Annotated in this window: 18 protein-coding genes; 15 read left to right on the top strand and 3 right to left on the bottom strand. The window is 60.4% G+C overall.

Translation table 11 applies throughout. The features are described 5' to 3' along the window. Positions 1-94 precede the first annotated feature (94 nt). Both AACX99_RS12315 and AACX99_RS12310 read right to left on the bottom strand, forming a co-directional pair. Positions 95-487 carry a protease inhibitor I42 family protein gene (locus AACX99_RS12315; RefSeq protein WP_339412154.1) on the bottom strand — a complete coding sequence of 131 codons (393 nt, stop codon included), beginning with the start codon at positions 485-487 and terminating at the stop codon, positions 95-97. A 40-nt stretch (positions 488-527) separates the two neighbouring features. Next, positions 528-1,262, bottom strand: coding sequence for a hypothetical protein (locus AACX99_RS12310; RefSeq protein ID WP_339412153.1), 735 nt, complete (start codon positions 1,260-1,262; stop codon positions 528-530). Positions 1,263-1,512: 250 nt separating this feature from the next. Between AACX99_RS12310 and AACX99_RS12305 the strand changes: the two genes are divergently transcribed. The 5 genes from AACX99_RS12305 to AACX99_RS12285 all read left to right on the top strand — a co-directional run bounded on the left by AACX99_RS12305 (position 1,513) and on the right by AACX99_RS12285 (position 6,724). Next, the gene (locus tag AACX99_RS12305) at positions 1,513-2,265 is read left to right on the top strand and encodes a helix-turn-helix transcriptional regulator (RefSeq protein ID WP_339412152.1); all 753 of its coding nucleotides are present in this window, start codon (positions 1,513-1,515) and stop codon (positions 2,263-2,265) included. A gap of 167 nt (positions 2,266-2,432) precedes the next feature. Beyond that, positions 2,433-3,119 carry a methylamine utilization protein gene (locus AACX99_RS12300; RefSeq protein WP_445261866.1) on the top strand — a complete coding sequence of 229 codons (687 nt, stop codon included), beginning with the start codon at positions 2,433-2,435 and terminating at the stop codon, positions 3,117-3,119. Next, positions 3,103-5,442, top strand: a complete 2,340-nt coding sequence (locus AACX99_RS12295) for a putative bifunctional diguanylate cyclase/phosphodiesterase (RefSeq protein WP_339412150.1) — start codon at positions 3,103-3,105, stop codon at positions 5,440-5,442. Before AACX99_RS12300 ends, AACX99_RS12295 begins: the two co-directional genes overlap by 17 nt. A gap of 2 nt (positions 5,443-5,444) precedes the next feature. Beyond that, a complete protein-coding gene (locus AACX99_RS12290) occupies positions 5,445-6,302 on the top strand; it encodes a DUF3034 family protein (protein WP_339412149.1) in 858 nt (285 codons plus the stop codon). Positions 6,303-6,304: 2 nt separating this feature from the next. Beyond that, positions 6,305-6,724 (top strand): group I truncated hemoglobin, encoded by a 420-nt coding sequence (locus AACX99_RS12285; protein WP_339412147.1) that lies wholly within the window; start codon positions 6,305-6,307, stop codon positions 6,722-6,724. Here the strand turns inward: AACX99_RS12285 and AACX99_RS12280 are convergent. Beyond that, positions 6,721-7,581 carry an HDOD domain-containing protein gene (locus AACX99_RS12280; protein ID WP_445261865.1) on the bottom strand — a complete coding sequence of 287 codons (861 nt, stop codon included), beginning with the start codon at positions 7,579-7,581 and terminating at the stop codon, positions 6,721-6,723. The two genes, AACX99_RS12285 and AACX99_RS12280, sit on opposite strands and share 4 nt — an antisense overlap. Positions 7,582-8,020: 439 nt before the next feature. Between AACX99_RS12280 and putP the strand changes: the two genes are divergently transcribed. From putP to AACX99_RS12230, 10 genes are all read left to right on the top strand, one after another. Continuing rightward, positions 8,021-9,505 carry a sodium/proline symporter PutP gene (putP, locus tag AACX99_RS12275; protein ID WP_339412144.1) on the top strand — a complete coding sequence of 495 codons (1,485 nt, stop codon included), beginning with the start codon at positions 8,021-8,023 and terminating at the stop codon, positions 9,503-9,505. 316 nt (positions 9,506-9,821) lie between these two features. Beyond that, the gene (locus tag AACX99_RS12270) at positions 9,822-10,043 is read left to right on the top strand and encodes a VF530 family protein (protein WP_339412143.1); all 222 of its coding nucleotides are present in this window, start codon (positions 9,822-9,824) and stop codon (positions 10,041-10,043) included. Positions 10,044-10,136: 93 nt separating this feature from the next. Further along, positions 10,137-10,466, top strand: coding sequence for a flagellar hook-basal body complex protein FliE (gene fliE, locus AACX99_RS12265; RefSeq protein WP_136666327.1), 330 nt, complete (start codon positions 10,137-10,139; stop codon positions 10,464-10,466). Between the two features lie 14 nt (positions 10,467-10,480). Beyond that, positions 10,481-12,274, top strand: a complete 1,794-nt coding sequence (gene fliF / locus AACX99_RS12260) for a flagellar basal-body MS-ring/collar protein FliF (RefSeq protein ID WP_339412141.1) — start codon at positions 10,481-10,483, stop codon at positions 12,272-12,274. Beyond that, a complete protein-coding gene (gene fliG, locus AACX99_RS12255) occupies positions 12,267-13,283 on the top strand; it encodes a flagellar motor switch protein FliG (RefSeq protein WP_275963036.1) in 1,017 nt (338 codons plus the stop codon). Before fliF ends, fliG begins: the two co-directional genes overlap by 8 nt. Before the next feature lie 25 nt (positions 13,284-13,308). Further along, the gene (fliH, locus tag AACX99_RS12250; protein ID WP_339412139.1) at positions 13,309-14,172 is read left to right on the top strand and encodes a flagellar assembly protein FliH; all 864 of its coding nucleotides are present in this window, start codon (positions 13,309-13,311) and stop codon (positions 14,170-14,172) included. Further along, positions 14,162-15,523, top strand: a complete 1,362-nt coding sequence (gene fliI / locus AACX99_RS12245) for a flagellar protein export ATPase FliI (protein WP_339412137.1) — start codon at positions 14,162-14,164, stop codon at positions 15,521-15,523. Before fliH ends, fliI begins: the two co-directional genes overlap by 11 nt. Positions 15,524-15,526: 3 nt before the next feature. Continuing rightward, a complete protein-coding gene (fliJ, locus tag AACX99_RS12240; protein ID WP_339412135.1) occupies positions 15,527-15,979 on the top strand; it encodes a flagellar export protein FliJ in 453 nt (150 codons plus the stop codon). A 156-nt stretch (positions 15,980-16,135) separates the two neighbouring features. Beyond that, complete coding sequence (locus tag AACX99_RS12235; protein WP_339412133.1) at positions 16,136-16,441, top strand: STAS domain-containing protein; 306 nt, start codon at positions 16,136-16,138, stop codon at positions 16,439-16,441. A gap of 15 nt (positions 16,442-16,456) precedes the next feature. Continuing rightward, complete coding sequence (locus tag AACX99_RS12230; protein WP_339412132.1) at positions 16,457-18,151, top strand: fused response regulator/phosphatase; 1,695 nt, start codon at positions 16,457-16,459, stop codon at positions 18,149-18,151. Positions 18,152-18,158 lie beyond the last annotated feature (7 nt).

The raw sequence follows: 18,158 nt of genomic DNA, 5'->3' as shown, positions 1-18,158 counted from the left end.
TCTAGTCCTGACGCCTGAAAAGGCCAGCACTATGGCGTGTCGCTGATTGACTGGCCATGCCGTGGGTGCCAGTCCGAGCAGCATTTCGCGCCAGCTAGCGCGCTTTGATCGTGCAGTTGAAGCGCTGTGCCGGTACTACCCCGACTTCCCAAGGGCGTTCATAGGTCAGGGCCAATTGGCCTTCGCCAACCTGGGCGACCTCGAAGCGCCAGGTGGAAACCCCGGCGCTGCCGACCAAGCCGGCATCTTCTGGGTTGCTGTAAACCTCGGGGCCGAGGCTTTTCAGCACCTGTGATGCTGAGTCGCGCAGCAGCCAGCGGAAACCGGTGGTGGGGTTGCTCGGCAAGCGCAGGTTGAATTGTTGGCCGACGTGCAGCGACAGCGGGCATTTGCTCTGCTGGCTCTGTTCCAGGGTAACGCTGTTGGGTTTCTGTGCGCAGGCGGTGAGCAATATGAGGCTAAAGGCCAATGTCAGGCGGGGGACCATGGTGAGCTCCTGGCAAAAGTCGAGGCTGCCAGCATAGCCGCTAGGGGTGTTCTGCGGGAGCCTGTGCTGCGAACGCCGCCTGTAGTGGCGCGCGCACATGTTGGGTGTACTCATCGATCAGCGGTGTGAGCAGGGCAAAGCATTCGTAAGGGGCTAGGCGTACTTCACGGCTGTCGACCAGCTCATGCTCCAGACGCTGCAGCACCTGTTGCAACGATGCCCCGGCGGGCGATTGCTCCAGCTTCTGGCAGAGTTGCTGAATTTGCTGTTTCAAGCTTGGCGGGCAATGGCTGTAATTGGCTGCGCGCACACTCAAGCCGCGCAGACGGGCAAGGTTTTCCAGGCCACGGCAGGCCTGGGCGATGCCTTGTACGTGTGACTTGCCAGCCTGGTGCAGGCGGGTTTCGAGTGTTGCAATAACCTCCAGCAAACCGTCGATAACCTGGCAATGCGCGGCAAAGTCCGCCGGGTTGCGCCGCAGCCGTGGCCAGTCCTGCTGCAGCGGTGCAAGTGCAAGGCTTGCACCGGGCCAGTTCAGCCAGAGCTGATCGAGCTGGCGGGCCAGGGCGTTGCGTTGGCTGGTGCTGAGCAAATCTTGCTGGGCGCCCAGGCCGCGGTGTTTCTGCAGGTTCTGCAGCAGGTCGATGGCGCGTTGCAGCAGTGCAGCTTGCAGCTCGTTGAGATGCTGCTGGTGGCGTTTGCCGGCGAGCTGGCTGAGGAAGTGGCCGGCGACTAACAGCGCCGATGCCAGGGCGAGAGCAATGCTAATGGCCATAAGCTGGTTTCCTGAACCCGAACGGTGCGCAAGGGGGCAGGCAAACTCAGCAAATCCCTTGCCAGACCGCACAAAGTCCCTATTTCAGGCGTTTTCAGTTTCTGGGGGGAAGACTGCTTGCCCTGTATTTGGGCGCTTATAACGATGTCGGCAGTTTTTGGTGCGATTGCTGCCCATTTGTCGTGCGGGCTGCAGTTTTACCGGGCGAAAGGTTAAAGTTGCACCTCTGTTTTCCAGGGTTGCACTTTTCATGTTCAACGCGCGGTTGATGCGTCTTGATGACCAGGCCCATGAGCACACCCACGACCACCATCAGTTGGTGTTGTCGCTGGCCGGACGTGCCGAATTTGAGGTCAATGGCCGCGGTGGCGAAGTGTGCCGCATGCGTGCATGCCTGGTGCCGGGGGATGCCGATCACCAGTTCGCCGGCATGGGCGATAACCGCATGCTGATCATCGATCTGGACGAGCAGGGCACCTCCAGCGAAGACCTGCAACTGCTGACCCGCCTGTTCGAGACCCCGCGTTACCCGCAACTGGATGCCGACTTCCAGAACCTGCTGAGCTATGCCGGCGCCGAGCTGGAGCGTTACGGTACCGATCCGCTGCTGCCGCGCGCGCTGGGCGGCGTGCTGTTGCGTGCCTTGCACCTGCGCCTGTTCGGTGAGCCCCATGTGCGGGCCGTGGGGGCGCTGAATCTGGAGCGGCTCGACAGTTACATCGGTAAGCACCTGGCACGGCGCATCAGTGTGGCCGAGCTGGCGCAGGTGGCTTGTCTGAGCCCCAGCCATTTCCATGCACAGTTCAAGGACAGCGTCGGCCTGACGCCGCATCAATACCTGCTGAAAACCCGCCTGGACCGCGCCGTGCGGCTGTTGCGCGAGAGCGGCCTGCCGCTGATCCGCATCGCAGAGGAGTGTGGCTTCTCCAGTCAGAGCGCGCTGACCACCGCCATGCGCCGCTACCTGGGCCTGACGCCGAAACGCCTGCGCAGCGCCGAATAAGCGCCCGCTTACCGCCTTGTGTGGCGGCGCTTATCTGGCAGCGCCCGCCGATGAAACGTGAACTTCTTCACGCTGCCGACTAAGCTGTGGCGCACAGAGACATTTACTGTGCCCGGGCAAGGATGCTGTTCATAGTCAAGTGTGCCCCTAAAGTACGAGTAGTCTTGATGAGCAAGCACCTGCATCAATTGTTCGCGTTTTCACTGCTCGGCATGTTGCTGCTTGGTACGCCTCTGCACGCCGCCAGCCTGCAAGCCGAGCTGGTGGATAGCCAAGGGCGGCCCTTGGCTAATGCCGTGCTCAGTTTGCGTAGCGAGGTTGCACCTGGGGTTGCGCCTGCGACCGCGGTGATGGATCAGCGCTCGCAGCAGTTCGCGCCCAATGTGCTGGCCGTGCGCAGCGGCACCTCGGTGTCGTTCCCCAATAGCGACAATATTCGCCATCACGTCTATTCGTTTTCCCTCGCCAAGCGTTTTGAATTACGGCTGTATCAGGGTACGCCGAGCGAACCGGTGATTTTCGACACGCCCGGTGTGGTGGTGCTTGGCTGCAATATCCATGACTGGATGGTGGGTTATGTCTATGTCACGGACGATCCCTGGTTCGCCGTCAGCGATGCGCAGGGCAAGCTAAATCTGGAGCAACTGCCGGCCGGTACGTACACAGCCAGCCTGTGGCACCCGCAAGCGCCGGATATGTTGCCGCAAGCTGCCGGTCAGTTGCAGCTGACCGAGGCTGGCAACCAGCAGCGCTTTACCCTAGCCATGCAGGCGCCTGCCAGCCAGGCAACGCCGAGTGCGCCGGCCAGCGCCTTTGGTGATGCATTCAAGAAGGCTCGTGATGCTGCGCAATAGTTTTCAGGCACGGATTGCCGGCGTACTGGTTATGCTGCTGTTGGTGGTGGTCGGCGCGCTCTATGCGGCCGTGCAGACCGCCACCAATGCCGCCGTACGCAGCCAGGCCCGTGAGCAGTTGGATGTGGGCAGCCTGGTGTTTCAGCAATTGCTCGAAGTGCGCGGCCGCCAGCTGCACGATGCGGTGCAGGTGCTGGCTGCCGATTTTGGCTTCAAGGATGCCGTGGCCAGTGGCGACACTGAGACCATTCGCTCGGCCCTGGCCAATCACGGTGCACGGATCAACGCCAGCGCGGTGATGATGCTGGGGCTGGATGGCAATCTGGAGGTCAGCAGTGATCGGCAGATCAGCGGCCAAACCGCCCAGCGCCTCAGTGCTCAGGTGATGCAGCGCCAGCGCGAGGGCTTGCAGATTTTCCTGATGCCGATTGCCGACAAAATCTATCTGCTGGTGCAGGCCACGGTCACCGCGCCGCTGCCGATTGCCCGGGTGATGATGGGCTTTCAGGTTGATGATGTATTCGCCGCCGAATTGCGTGAGCTGACTCACCTGGACCTGACCCTGCTGGCGACCCAGGATGGCGTGGCCGATATCTGGATCAGCACCCTGCAGCCGGCGCAACGTGTGCAACTGCAAGGCAGCATGGCCGAGCTGGCAAATGATGCGGTAAGTCAGATAGGTAAAGAGGCCTACCTTAATCAGACCCTGGTACTGGCCAGTGGCGACGGCTATGAGGTGCGCGCGCTGCTGCACAAGTCCCTGAGTCAGGCGCAGCAGGCGTTTGCCCCGCTTGATCAGAATATTCTGCTGATTGCTCTGGTGGCGCTGACTGCGTCCCTTGTCGGCGCCTTATTGCTGGCGCGTTCGGTGTCGCAGCCTGTGCAGCAACTGGCGGCCGTCGCTGAACGGGTGCGCCAGGGCGATTATCAGGCCAGCCTGGATCTGCAGCGCGGTGATGAGCTGGGGCGTTTGGCCACCGCCTTCAAGGCCATGCAGCAGGGTATCGCCGAACGTGAGCGGCAGCTGGCGCATAACGCTTTGCATGATGCGCTGACCGGCTTGCCCAACCGCACCCTGGCGCTGGAGCGCCTGGGTAGCGCGATTACGGCAGAGCGGCCGACGGCGTTGCTCTATCTGGGGGTGGCGAATTTTCGGGCGGTTAATGAAAGCCTCGGTGCGGAGGGCGGCGACCTGGCGTTGCAGCAACTGAGTCGGCGTCTGCAGGCGATTCTGCGCCCCGGCGATAGCGTGGCGCGGATTATTGGTGACGAGTTTCTCCTGTTGTTGGAAAACACCGATAGCGACAGCGCCGTGGGCATCGCCGACAAGGTGCAGCAGTTGCTGCTCAAGCCGTTACGCGTCGCCACCCATGATTTCGCTTTGGATTGCCGCATCGGCATTGCCAGCTACCCGGTCGATGGCAACGCCCCGGAAGAGTTGCTGCGCCGGGCGAGCATCGCCATGCAGGATGCCGCCGGCATGGTCAGCCATCTGCAGGTCTACCAGCGTGGCCGCGATGATGCCCAGCAGCGGCAGATTCGCCTGATTCGCGATCTGCGCCATGCGCCGAGCAAGGCTGAGCTGTTGCTGCACTATCAGCCGAAACTGGACATTGCCGCCGGCCAGGTGCGTCAGGCCGAAGCCTTGCTGCGCTGGCAGCATCCGGTGCTGGGCATGGTCTCGCCGGGCGAGTTTATCCCGCTGGCCGAGCGTACCGGCAGTATTCAGCTTCTGACCGCCTGGGTGATTGAGGAAGTCCTGCGCCAGCTGCGCGAGTGGGCCGGGCGCGGCCTGCGGGTGCAGGTGTCGCTGAATATCTCTACCGAAGACCTGATCGACCCGCAGTTGCCGGCGCGGGTCAGCAAACTGTTGGCCGAGTACCAAATTCCGGCCGAGCAGCTGATTTTTGAAATCACCGAAAGCGGGGTGATGCTCAACCCCGAGATCGCCCTGCAGGTGTTGCACGGCCTGCGTGCGTGCGGCATTAGCCTGTCGGTGGACGACTTTGGCACGGGCTACTCATCCCTTACGCAGCTCAAGCGCATGCCAGTGCAGGAGTTGAAGATCGACCAGTCGTTTATCCGCGACCTGGACGATGCCAGCGAGGATTCGGTAATCGTGCGTTCGACCATCGAGATGAGCCACAGCTTGGGCCTCAAGGTCGTGGCCGAGGGCGTCGAGTTCGAGCGCAGCCTGCAACTGCTCGGGCGCTGGCAGTGCGATACCGCCCAAGGCTACCTGATCAGCCGACCGTTGGCGGCGAAAGCCTTTGAAACCTGGATGGCGCAGTACACCCACGCCTCCTCGACTCTGGTGCATTGACCATGAGCCAACTGCCACGCTGCATTGCCCTGTTGTTCGGTCTGCTGGCCAACCTGGCCTGGGCTGACGGCCGCTTGTTGGCCACCGGTGGTGCCAGCAGCATTGAAGGTGCGGCGGGTGGTGGGATTACGCCTTGGGCGATGCTTTCCGGTTATGGCGAGCGCGGTGAATGGGGCGCGGACGTATTTGCCACGCGAGTGGAAACCGGCGATTACCGTCTGGATGTGGCCGGTGTTGGCGCAGCCTTCGATAACCGCCTCGAGTTGTCCTACGCCCGCCAGCGTTTTGATCTGGGTAATTTGGCGCGCAACCTGAATCTGCCGGAAAACAGCCTGAGCCAGGATATCTTCGGCCTCAAGCTGCGCCTGTTTGGTGACCTGATCTACGACCAGCTACCGCAGGTGTCACTGGGCATTCAGCACAAACGGCAGAAGGATTTTCTGATTCCCAGCCTGGTGGGCGCCCAGCGCAGTGAAGACACAGAAGGCTATATCACGGGCAGCCGGCTGATCCTCGGCGGTGCCTTTGGTTACAACCTGCTGCTTAACGGCGGCATTCGTTACAGTCGGGCCAACGAGCTGGGTTTGCTGGGTTTTGGTGGTGATCGCCGTGATCGTCACTCGGTGCTCAAGGAGGGTTCAGTCGCCGTGCTGTTCAATCCGCACTGGGCGCTGGGCGTGGAGTACCGCGAGAAGCCGGACAACTTAAGCTTTGCCGGCGAAAGTGACTGGGCTGATCTGTTTCTCGGTTACTTCCCCAACAAGAATCTGGCTGTGGTGCTGGCTTATGCGCGCCTCGGTGAAATCGCCACGCTGGATAATCAGGACGGGATCTACCTGTCCGTTCAGGGGAGTTTCTAGGCATGCGCAGCCTGCTGCTGGTGGTTGTTCTGAGCCTGGCGGCCTGTGCCCAGCAGCCGCCGAAAGACGACAGCCTGTACCGTGACCTGGGCGAGCAGGCAGGGATTACCCGCATCGTCGAAGGTATGCTGCTGAATATTGCCGGCGACCCGCGCATCGTCCGCCACTTCGAAAATATCGACATCGTGCGCCTGCGCGACAAGCTGGTGGAGCAGATCTGCGTCGAGGCCGGCGGCCCGTGCACCTATACCGGCGACAGCATGGAAGAAAGCCACAAGGACCAGAGTCTCACCCCCAGCGACTTCAACGCTCTGGTGGAAAACCTGCAAGATGCAATGAGCGCACAAGGCGTGCCCATGCCTGCGCAGAACCGCCTACTGGCAAGGCTTGCGCCCATGCGTGCACAGGTGATTGGTCGCTAGCGCAAGGTCTGCGCTATCGCCAGAATATCGGCGCGGTGGCTGATCACCAGGCTGAGCTCGCCGTTCTCACCGATAAAGTCCTGCGGCGGCATCAGCTTCTGGTAAGCGGCCAGCTCCTGCAGGGGCGGCAGGTCGGCGTCAGAGGTGCGTTCCTTGATGGCGTGGTAGAGGGCCAGGTTGACCAGGTCGAGTAATTGCAAACTGTGCCCGGGGCTGCGCTGCCAGTCGCCGGTGTCGCGGATGATCTCGATATATTCGTTATGCACCGACCATTTCTTCAGCACGATGATGCCGAGCGATTTGCTGTATTCACGGCACAGCTTGTAATACAGCTCGCTGGAGGGCGTGACGCTTTCATTTCTGAACGCCGAGAGCACGGCGAGGGTGCCCACTTCGCTGAGCAGGCTGGCCAGCAGCGCGTGTTCTGCGGTCACATGGCCCAGCAGGCGGGCCAGCATGGCGCTGGTACTGGCTTTGATCACCAGGCGCTCCCATGCGTCGACAAACAAGCGCTTATGCCCTGGGCTGTGCAGGGTGAACAGGCTTTTGATGCTGTGCACCATGGTGATTCGGTCGACCTCCGTCATGCCGAGCAGGCCGATCACTTCGTGCAGCGTCTTGGGCGCTAAGGTGTGGCGATACAGTGCGCTGGAGGCATGTTTCATCAGCAGGGCGCTGAGGGCCGGGTCACGGCTGATAAGGCGTACCAAGGCATTCAGGGAAGTATTCGGCTCACCCAGGGCGCGGCGGATATCCAGGGTAATGGTCGGTAGGCTGGGCAATTGCTCTTCGCCCTGCATCAATTGCGAGACGACGCGCCGGTAGATCGAGTAATCGGATGCTTCGTTCTGCAACACACACCTCCAGCCTTGTGACTGCAGTCTAGATGGCCTTTGCCCGTGCTATATACACGATGGATGGCCGTGATCGGCGAACGCTGTGACGTTGCGCTTTAAACAGCTGTTTGCAGGAAGTTCCTGTGCTTGGAGTTTTTTGCAATAACTCCAGAGCTTTTTGTAAGAAGCCGTCATGCCTATGCCACTAAATTCCGTGCTCAATTCGCGTAGTGCGCAGGTTTTGGCCAGGTTTTCTTGGTTCTACCCGCGGGTTTGCGCTAGAACCATGACCAAGCAGCTGACGCGTGGGTGAGAACTCTCATGCGGCCGGCTAAGCTTTGTTGCATGTTCCGCCAATGGCTTGCGTGCACTTGGCGGTTGGTTTCAAGGGAGTGGCCGCTATTTTGGCCGCTTAAAAATAGAGTCACGGCCCAAGCCGTGCCAACACGAGAACAACAAGATGAATGAGCAAAACGTTTTTGTTGTAGGGGTGACCTTCGTGGTCTACCTGGTACTGATGCTGTGGTTGGGCCTTGTGGCCTACAAGCGCACCAGCAATCTGTCCGACTACATCCTCGGTGGTCGCTCCATCGGCCCAACGACCGCTGCATTGTCGGCAGGTGCTTCCGATATGAGCGGCTGGCTGCTGCTGGGGCTGCCGGGCTACGCCCTGGTTGCTGGTTTTGAAGCCACCTGGATCGCCATTGGCCTGTTAGCTGGCACTTGGTTGAACTGGCTGTTTGTGGCCCGTCGCCTGCGTGTGTACTCGCATGCAGCCAACGACTCGGTGACCATGCCGTCCTACTTCGAAAACCGTTTCAACGACACATCCCGCGCCTTGCGTGTGGTGTCGGCGATTTTCATCCTGCTGTTCTTCCTTTTCTATGCAAGCTCCGGCCTGGTGGCTGCGGGCAAGCTGTTCGAGACCGTATTTGGTTTCGATTACCGCATCGCCGTGGTGGTGGGCACTATTGCAGTGGTTTCCTACACCCTGTTCGGTGGTTTCCTCGCGGTGGCCTGGACTGATGTGGTGCAGGGCCTACTGATGGCCGCCGCGCTGGTGATGGTGCCAGTGTTCGCGTTGAATGCCGTGGGCGGTATTGATGCAGCACACCTGGCCATCCAGGCGAAAAACCCTGAGCTGCTGACGTTTTTCAATGATGCCAAGGGTCAACCGCTGGGTATCATCGCGATTCTGTCGCTGCTGGGCTGGGGCCTGGGCTACTTTGGTCAGCCGCACATCCTGGCGCGCTTCAAGGCGATCTCTGATGACAAGGACATGCCGACTGCCCGTCGCATCGCTGTCAGCTGGACCGCTCTGACCCTGTTCTGTGCCCTGGCCATCGGCTGGGTGGCTGTTGGTTATCTGGAAACCGACCTGGCTGACGCTGAAACCGTATTTATGGTGCTGGTCAACAGCCTGTTCCACCCGGTAGTGGCCGGCATCCTGATGGCTGCGGTACTGGCTGCCATCATGTCGACTGCCGACTCGCAACTGCTGGTCAGTTCTTCGGCGCTGGCAGAAGACTTCTACAAAGCCATTCTCAAGAAAGATGCGGGTGATGCTGAGCTGGTGTGGGTTGGTCGCGGCGCGGTGGTGCTGATTGCGATCATTGCCCTGGTTCTGGCCATGAACCCGGATACCACCGTACTGGGCTTGGTGTCTTACGCCTGGGCCGGCTTCGGTGCTGCCTTTGGTCCGGCCATCCTGCTGTCGCTGTACTGGAAACGCATGAACCGCAACGGCGCTCTGGCTGGCATCCTCCTGGGTGGCATCACTGTGGTCGTATGGAAGCAGCTGTCGGGTGGCATCTTCGACCTGTACGAGATCATCCCCGGCTTTATCCTGGCAAGCATCGCCATCGTCGTTGTCAGCCTGCTGACCAAGGAGCCGGACGCAGCGCTGCAAGCGCAATTCGACGAGGTCGAGCGCAAGCTGGCTTGACGGATTATCTGCGCCTGCAGTTGATCGTCTGCAGGCGTGGCAACCGAGTCAGGATTTTATGCTGATGCCCGACTCGGGCCCCACGACGATCCGATAGTGCTTCGCCGGCCCACACCTTTGGTGTTGGGCCGGCTTTTTTATGGTCGGTCATTTATGGCCGCCACCTTTAGGGCCATCGCTATGAGACGTGAAAATGGCTTCCGGTCATTTTTACGGCCGCAATAAACGCCAGGCACCGCGCTGCGCTTTCGATTGGCGGCGGGTTTGGCTAAGGTGGCGGGGTTTGCCTCACTCAAGCTGTCCGTACAGGTTCTGCATGACTCAATCACCGAAAGATCCGCTGCATGGCGTAACCCTTGAAGCCATTCTTACCGCTCTGGTTGCCCAGTATGGTTGGGACGGGCTGGCCGAGCGGATTGATATCCGCTGTTTCAAGAGCGACCCAAGCATCAAGTCCAGCCTTACGTTTTTGCGCAAGACCCCCTGGGCGCGGGAAAAGGTCGAAACCCTGTATATCCGTTCGCAAGCGCGTAAATAGGCGCGGGAGCGGGTTCGATAATCTGGCACCCTTGTTGCAATACCTCTGCAAACGCCGCGAAGCGTCAAAAAACCGCGGCCTGTGGAGGTAATGATGAGCCAGGGTGTTGAATTCAATCGCTTGATGCTGGAAATGCGTTCCATGCAGGCCGACGCCATGGCGCGTCAGAAGCCTGTCACCAGCACACCGGAGCCCGGTGCTCCGAGCTTTTCCGAGATGCTCGGGCAGGCGGTGGGCAAGGTCAACGAAACCCAGCAGGCCTCCAACAAGCTGGCAACCGCCTTTGAAATGGGTACCAGCGGCGTCGATTTGACGGACGTGATGATCGCCTCGCAGAAAGCCAGCGTTTCCTTTCAAGCCATGACCCAGGTGCGTAACAAGCTGGTTCAGGCCTATCAAGACATTATGCAGATGCCAGTTTAAGGGTGGGCTGAATTATGGCTGAAGCTGTCGTTGCAAACGTACCTGCCACCACCATGGGTGATGAGCCGAAGAAGCCGCTGTTTGGGCTGACCTTTCTGGAAAACCTCTCCGATATGTCGATGTTGCGCCAGATCGGTCTATTAGTCGGTTTGGCCGCTAGCGTGGCCATCGGCTTCGCCGTGGTGCTGTGGTCGCAGCAGCCGGATTACCAGGCGCTGTATGGCAGCCTCGACGGTATGGATGCGTCCCAGGTGATGGAGACGTTGTCCGCCTCCGACATCAAATACACCGTGGAACCTAATTCAGGCGCGCTGCTGGTCAAATCTGATGACCTGGCCCGTGCCCGCATGCGTCTGGCTGCTGCTGGCGTTGCGCCGAAGGACAATAGCGTCGGTTTTGAAATTCTCGACCAGGAGCAAGGCCTGGGCACCAGCCAGTTTATGGAAGCCACCCGCTATCGCCGCGGCCTGGAAGGCGAGCTGGCGCGCACCGTTGCCAGCCTGAACAACGTCAAGGCGGCTCGCGTACACCTGGCGATCCCGAAGAGTTCGGTATTTGTGCGCGATGAGCGCAAGCCTAGTGCCTCGGTACTGGTCGAGTTGTACTCCGGGCGCGGCCTGGAGCCAAGCCAAGTGATGGCCATCGTCAATTTGGTCGCCAGCAGCGTGCCAGAAATGGACAAGGCCCAGGTCACCGTGGTCGACCAGAAGGGTAATCTGCTCTCGGATATTCAGGAAATGTCCGAGCTGACCATGGCCGGCAAGCAGTTCGATTACAGCCGTCGCATGGAAAGTCTGTTCACTCAGCGAGTGCACAACATCCTGCAGCCAGTGCTGGGCTCGGGCCGCTACAAGGCCGAAGTGTCGGCGGATGTGGATTTCAGCGCGGTGGAATCCACCTCGGAAATGTTCAACCCTGATCAACCGGCGCTGCGCAGCGAACAGCAGGTCAACGAACAACGTACCAGTAGCCTGCCGCCACAAGGCGTGCCAGGTGCCCTGGCCAATCAGCCACCAGGTGCGGCAGCAGCTCCTGAGCAAGCCGCTGGCGCGGCTGCGGTGCCTGGCCCGGTTGCCGCAGGGCAGCCGTTGTTAGATGCCAACGGCGAGCAGATCATCGACCCGGTCACCGGCCTGGCCATGCTTGCGCCGTACCCGGCGGACAAGCGTGAGCAGTCGACCCGCAACTTCGAGCTGGATCGTTCGATCAGCTACACCAAGCAGCAGCAGGGCCGTCTGCGCCGGCTGTCGGTGGCGGTGGTGGTGGATGATCAGGTCAAGGTCGATGCGGCCAGTGGCGAAACCACCCGCGTGCCGTGGAGCAGTGATGATCTGGCGCGCTTTACCCGCCTGGTGCAGGACTCGGTGGGTTTCGATGCCAGCCGGGGTGACAGCGTGAGCGTGATCAATACACCGTTCTCCGCTGAGGTGGGCGAGGATGCTGTTGCCTTGCCTTGGTATCAGAGTGAGTTGTTCCTGCTAGCCATGGGGGGGCTCAAACAACTGATGCCTGCGCTGTTGATCTTTATATTGGTCTGGTTTGTATTGCGCCCTGTTATGAAAAACATCACCAGCGGCGGCAAAGGTCAGGGCGATGGTCGCGATGGCGATGTCGAACTGGGTGAAATGGGCGCGCTGAGCGGTGATCTCTCCGAGGACCGCGTAAGCCTGGGCGGCCCACAAAGCATCCTCCTGCCGAGCCCGAGTGAGGGGTATGATGCACAATTGAACGCCATCAAGAGCCTGGTCGCTGAAGACCCGGGCCGCGTAGCCCAGGTTGTGAAAGAGTGGATTAACGCCGATGAGTGAGAATCGAACCGCCACTAAATTGAGCAAGGTCGACAAGGCCGCGATTCTGCTGCTGTCGCTCGGTGAAACCGATGCCGCCCAGGTGCTGCGTCATCTCGGGCCGAAAGAGGTGCAGCGGGTCGGCGTGGCCATGGCCGGTATGCGCAATATCCAGCGTGAGCAGGTCGAGCAGGTAATGGGCGAATTTGTCGACATCGTCGGTGATCAGACCAGCCTGGGCGTCGGCGCCGACGGCTATATCCGCAAAATGCTGACTCAGGCGCTGGGCGAAGACAAAGCCGGCAACCTGATCGACCGTATTCTTCTCGGTGGCAGCACCAGCGGCCTGGACAGCCTGAAATGGATGGAGCCGCGCGCCGTGGCCGACGTCATCCGCTACGAGCACCCGCAGATTCAGGCCATCGTGGTGGCTTATCTGGACCCCGATCAGGCTGGTGAAGTGCTTGGCCACTTCGACCATAAGGTGCGCCTGGATATTGTCCTGCGCGTATCCTCGCTAAACACCGTACAACCGGCGGCGCTGAAAGAACTCAACCAGATTCTCGAAAAGCAGTTCTCCGGCAGCTCCAACACCACCCGCGCCGCGCTCGGCGGCGTCAAGCGCGCCGCCGATATCATGAACTTCCTCGACAGCTCGGTTGAAGGCCAGCTGATGGACTCGATCCGCGAAGTCGACGAAGACCTCTCCAGCCAGATTGAGGACCTGATGTTCGTTTTCGACAACCTTGCCGATGTCGACGACCGTGGCATTCAGGCACTGTTGCGCGAGGTATCCTCCGATGTGCTGGTGCTGGCGCTTAAGGGTGCCGACGAGGCGATCAAGGAAAAGGTGTTCAAGAACATGTCCAAACGTGCCGCCGAATTGCTGCGCGACGATCTGGAAGCCAAAGGCCCGGTGCGCGTCAGCGACGTGGAAACCGCGCAGAAGGAAATCCTCACCATCGCCAGGCGTATGGCCGAAGCCGGGGAAATTGTCTTGGGCGGCAAAGGTGGCGAGGAAATGGTTTAACACATGGCCAGTAATGGTTTGACGCATGTCCAGTAAAGAGCCGCCCAGCGAACTGATTCGCGCCAAGGACCTTAAGGGCGTTGATCTGTGGGCGCTGCCCAGCTTCGATCCTGAAGTGGAAAAGCCTGAGCCTGGAGAAGAGGAGCAGGTGGGCGAGCAATCGGTTGAGACGAGCGAGCCTGCGGCGTCCGAGAGCGAAGAAGTGGCCCTGGAAGACGTCAAACCTTTGACGTTGGATGAACTGGAAGCCATTCGCCAGGACGCCTACAACGAAGGTTTTGCCACCGGAGAGAAGGACGGTTTTCATGCCGGCCAGCTAAAAGCCAAGCAGGAAGCCGATATTGCCATGGCTGCGAAAGTGGCCGGGCTGGAGCAGTTGATGGCCCATCTGTTCGAGCCGATTGCCGAGCAGGATCAGCAGCTTGAAGAAGCCATGGTCAGTCTGCTCGGGCAGATGGTGCGCCAGGTGATTCAGCGTGAGTTGGTCAGCGACTCCAGCCAGATTCGTCAGGTACTCAGTGAGGCGCTCAAGCTTCTGCCGATGGGCGCCGGCAATATTCGCATTCACCTCAACCCGCAAGATTTCGAGATGATCAAGGCCTTGCGCGAACGCCACGAAGAGAGCTGGCGGATCCTTGAGGACGCCTCTCTGCTGCCTGGCGGCTGCCGGGTCGAGAGTGAACTCAGCCGTATCGACGCCACCGTGGAAACCCGTCTGAATCAGGCGATCAAGCAGTTGTTCGAGCAACAGCGCGAACAGGCGGCACACCCGCTGGAGGCTGATCTGCATACCGATCTGGATACCCAGTCGGTGGCGGCTCCTCAGAAGGATGCCGCTCAGGCGGATGCTCCTCAGGTAAATAGTCAGGCGAGCCCTGATGCGCCTTGATCGGGTGAGTTTCGCCAAGCGCCTGGCCGGTTACAGCGAGGCTGTGGCGCTGCCAACTCAACCGTTAGTTGAAGGTCGCCTGCTACGCATGGTCGGCCTGACCCTAGAAGCCGAAGGCCTGCGTGCTGCGCTGGGTAGCCGTTGCCTGGTGATCAACGATGACAGCTATCACCCGGTGCAGGTTGAGGCCGAGGTGATGGGCTTTTCCAACGGCAAGATCTTTCTGATGCCCGTCGGCAGCCTAGCCGGTATCGCCCCTGGTGCCCGCGTTGTGCCGCTGCCGGATACCGGACGCCTGCCCATGGGCATGTCGATGCTCGGTCGGGTGCTTGATGGCACCGGCCGCGCCCTCGATGGCAAGGGCGGGATGAAGGCCGAGGACTGGGTGCCGATGGATGGCCCGACGATTAATCCGCTCAACCGTCACCCCATCAGCGAGCCGCTGGATGTCGGCATTCGCTCGATCAACGGCCTGCTGACTGTCGGTCGTGGTCAGCGCCTCGGCCTGTTTGCCGGTACCGGCGTCGGTAAATCGGTGCTGCTGGGCATGATGACGCGCTTTACCGAGGCCGACATTATTGTGGTAGGGCTGATCGGTGAGCGGGGCCGTGAAGTTAAAGAATTTATCGACGAGATCCTTGGTCACGAGGGGCTTAAACGCTCGGTGGTGGTGGCCTCGCCGGCTGACGATGCGCCGCTGATGCGTCTGCGCGCTGCGATGTATTGCACGCGCATCGCCGAATATTTCCGCGATAAAGGCAAGAACGTGCTGCTGCTGATGGATTCGCTGACTCGCTTTGCCCAGGCCCAGCGTGAGATCGCCCTGGCGATTGGCGAGCCTCCGGCGACCAAGGGCTATCCACCGTCGGTATTTGCTCGCCTGCCCAAGCTGGTCGAGCGCGCCGGCAATGCGGAGAAGGGCGGCGGGTCGATTACTGCGTTCTATACCGTGCTCAGTGAGGGCGACGACCAGCAAGACCCGATTGCCGACGCCGCTCGCGGTGTACTTGACGGGCATATCGTGCTGTCGCGTCGCTTGGCCGAGGAGGGGCATTACCCGGCCATCGATATCGAAGCCTCGATCAGCCGGGTAATGCCGCAGGTGGTCAGCGAAGAGCATCTGCGTTTGTCACAACGCTTCAAGCAGCTGTGGTCGCGCTATCAGCAGAGTCGTGACCTGATCAGTGTTGGTGCCTATGTCCCTGGCGGCGATGCGGACACTGACCTGGCCATCGCCCGTCAGCCGGCCATGGTCAAGTACCTGCGGCAGAACCTGCAGACCAACGAAAGCCTGGAAAGCAGCAGCGCGCAGCTGGCGACAGTCTTCAACCCTGCCGCAACGGGCGCGTAAGCCATGGCACAAAACCGCGCCGCGCGGCTGGTCCCGGTGGTCGACATGGCCGCGCGTGCCGAGCGTGAAGCGGCGCTGCAATTGGGTCATTGCCAGGGTCTGCTACGCCAGGCCGAAGTGCAGCTGGGGGACTTGGAGCGCTACCGCGGGGACTATCAGCAGCAATGGATCAGTGAAGGCCAGCGCGGCGTTTCCGGGCAATGGCTGATGAACTACCAGCGCTTCCTTACCCAGCTGGAAACCGCCATCGGCCAGCAGCGCAACAGCGTCGACTGGCACCGCGCCAATATGGAAAAAGTGCGCGAGGCCTGGCAGCAACGCTACGCCCGCCTGGAGGGTTTGCGCAAACTGGTCAAACGCTATCAGGATGAGGCGCGCCTGGCCGAAGACAAGCGCGAACAGAAATTACTCGATGAGCTCTCGCAGCGCATATCCGCCCGTGATACGCAGTCTTAAGTGGCAATTGCCGTTCACCTGAAACTGAAGACGACACATCAACTCAGCCTAAACAGTTGCCGCCTGGGCATTGCGATGCTACATCTTGATCATGCATAACCTGCGTCTGGCCCACCTGAACGTGCGGCCTGGTCTTTTCGTTTATAGGAGTAATTCATGGCCATCACCTCGCTGCCCTCATCCGATGGGCAAGAGCTGACCATTCTGATTCAGGGACGCTTCGATTTCGGTGCGCATCAGGAATTCCGCAACGCCTACGAGCGCGTCAACAGCACCCCGCAGCGCTACGTTGTAGACCTCAAAGACACCACCTACCTGGACAGTTCGGCGCTCGGCATGCTGTTGCTGCTACGCGATCATGCTGGTGGCGACAGCGCGCAGATCCAGCTGCTCAACTGCAACCCGGATGTGCGCAAGATCCTGGCTATCTCGAATTTCGAGCAGCTGTTCAAGATCGCCTGACACGGAGCGCGTGTCATGCCAGAGCGCCTGTCCATTCTGATCGCCGAGGACAACGCGGCTGATCGCATGCTCTTGTCGACTATCGTCAGTCGCCAGGGGCACCGGGTACTGACCGCCAGCAATGGTCTGGAGGCGGTGGCCCTGTTCGAGCAGGAGCGGCCACAGCTGGTGCTGATGGATGCCCTGATGCCGCTGATGGATGGTTTCGAGGCTGCGCGGCGGATCAAGCAGGTCGCTGGCGAAGAGCTGGTGCCGATCATCTTCCTCACCTCTCTGACCGAAGGCGAAGCCCTGGTGCGTTGCCTGGAAGCCGGCGGTGACGACTTTCTCGCCAAGCCCTACAACCGGGTCATTCTCGAAGCCAAGATCAAGGCTATGGATCGCCTGAGACGCCTGCAGGATACCGTGCTGCAGCAGCGCGACCTGATTGCCATGCATAACGAACACTTGCTCAACGAGCAGCGTGTAGCCAAGGCGGTGTTCGACAAGGTCACCCACTCCGGTTGCCTGGATGCGCCGAATATCCGCTACTTGCAATCGCCCTTTGCGGTGTTTAACGGTGATTTGCTGTTGGCCGCGTTTAAACCGTCCGGCGGCATGCATGTGTTGTTGGGCGACTTCACTGGCCACGGTTTGCCCGCGGCAATTGGTGCGATGCCGCTGGCCGAGGTGTTCTATGGCATGACGGCCAAGGGTTATTCACTGGCCGAAGTGCTGCGCGAGATCAACGCCAAGCTCAAGCGCATTCTCCCCGTCGGGGTGTTCTGCTGCGCCGCGGTGCTGAATATCAGCTTCCAGCGTCAGGTGGTCGAGGTGTGGAACGGCGGTTTGCCGGACGGCTATCTGCTGCGCGGCAATGGCGAACGCTTGCCGCTGGTATCGCGGCATTTGCCGCTGGGCGTGCTAGAGCCGACATCGTTCAACGACAAATACGAGGTCTATCCACTGGCGCTTGGCGATCGGGTTTTTCTGCTCTCCGATGGCGTGCTGGAGGCCTGCAACAAGCAGGGCGTGCTGTTTGGTGAAGGGCGTCTGCTTGATGTGTTTGCCGCTAATCGGCAGCAGACGGCGCTGTTTGGTGAAATCCAGCAGGCACTTACCGATTTCAGTGGCGAGCAGCAGGATGATCTCAGCCTGCTTGAGGTCAGCCTGGTCGATGACGCCGAGCTGAGCCGGCCGCCGCTGGCTTTTGCTGACAACGGTCAGAGCCATTCACTGGACTGGTCGGCCAGTTTCGAGTTTCGTGGGGAAACCCTGCGCCACTTCAATCCGCTGCCGTTCCTTTTGCAGCTGTTGCTCGAGGTGCAGGGTTTGCGGCCTCAGGGTGGTGCCTTGTTCAGTGTGCTGGCCGAGTTGTATTCGAATGCGCTGGAACACGGCGTGCTGGGCCTGGACTCGGCGCTCAAAGCCAATGCCGAGGGCTTTGCCGAGTACTACCGTCAGCGCAGTATTCGGCTAGCGGCATTGACCGACGGCTTTGTGCGTTTTCACTTGAAATTGCTGCCTGAGGGCGCGGGCGGACGGTTGATCGTACGAGTTGAAGACAGCGGCTCGGGCTTTGATGCGCAGCAATTGCCGACAGAACCCCGCGATGCCCATAGCTTGAGCGGGCGCGGCTTGGCATTGGTCAGGCAATTGAGCGAGCGCTGCATTTGGGGCGACGGCGAACCGGGTGTGCGCGTGGAGTTTTCCTGGTTGCCTGGGGCATAATCCTGGG

This window comes from Pseudomonas sp. EA_35y_Pfl2_R5 (genome assembly GCF_963970805.1).
Classification (GTDB): Bacteria; Pseudomonadota; Gammaproteobacteria; order Pseudomonadales; family Pseudomonadaceae; genus Aquipseudomonas.
The sequence above is the reverse complement of the archived record's forward strand: the minus strand, read 5'-3'. Positions and strand labels throughout refer to the sequence as shown.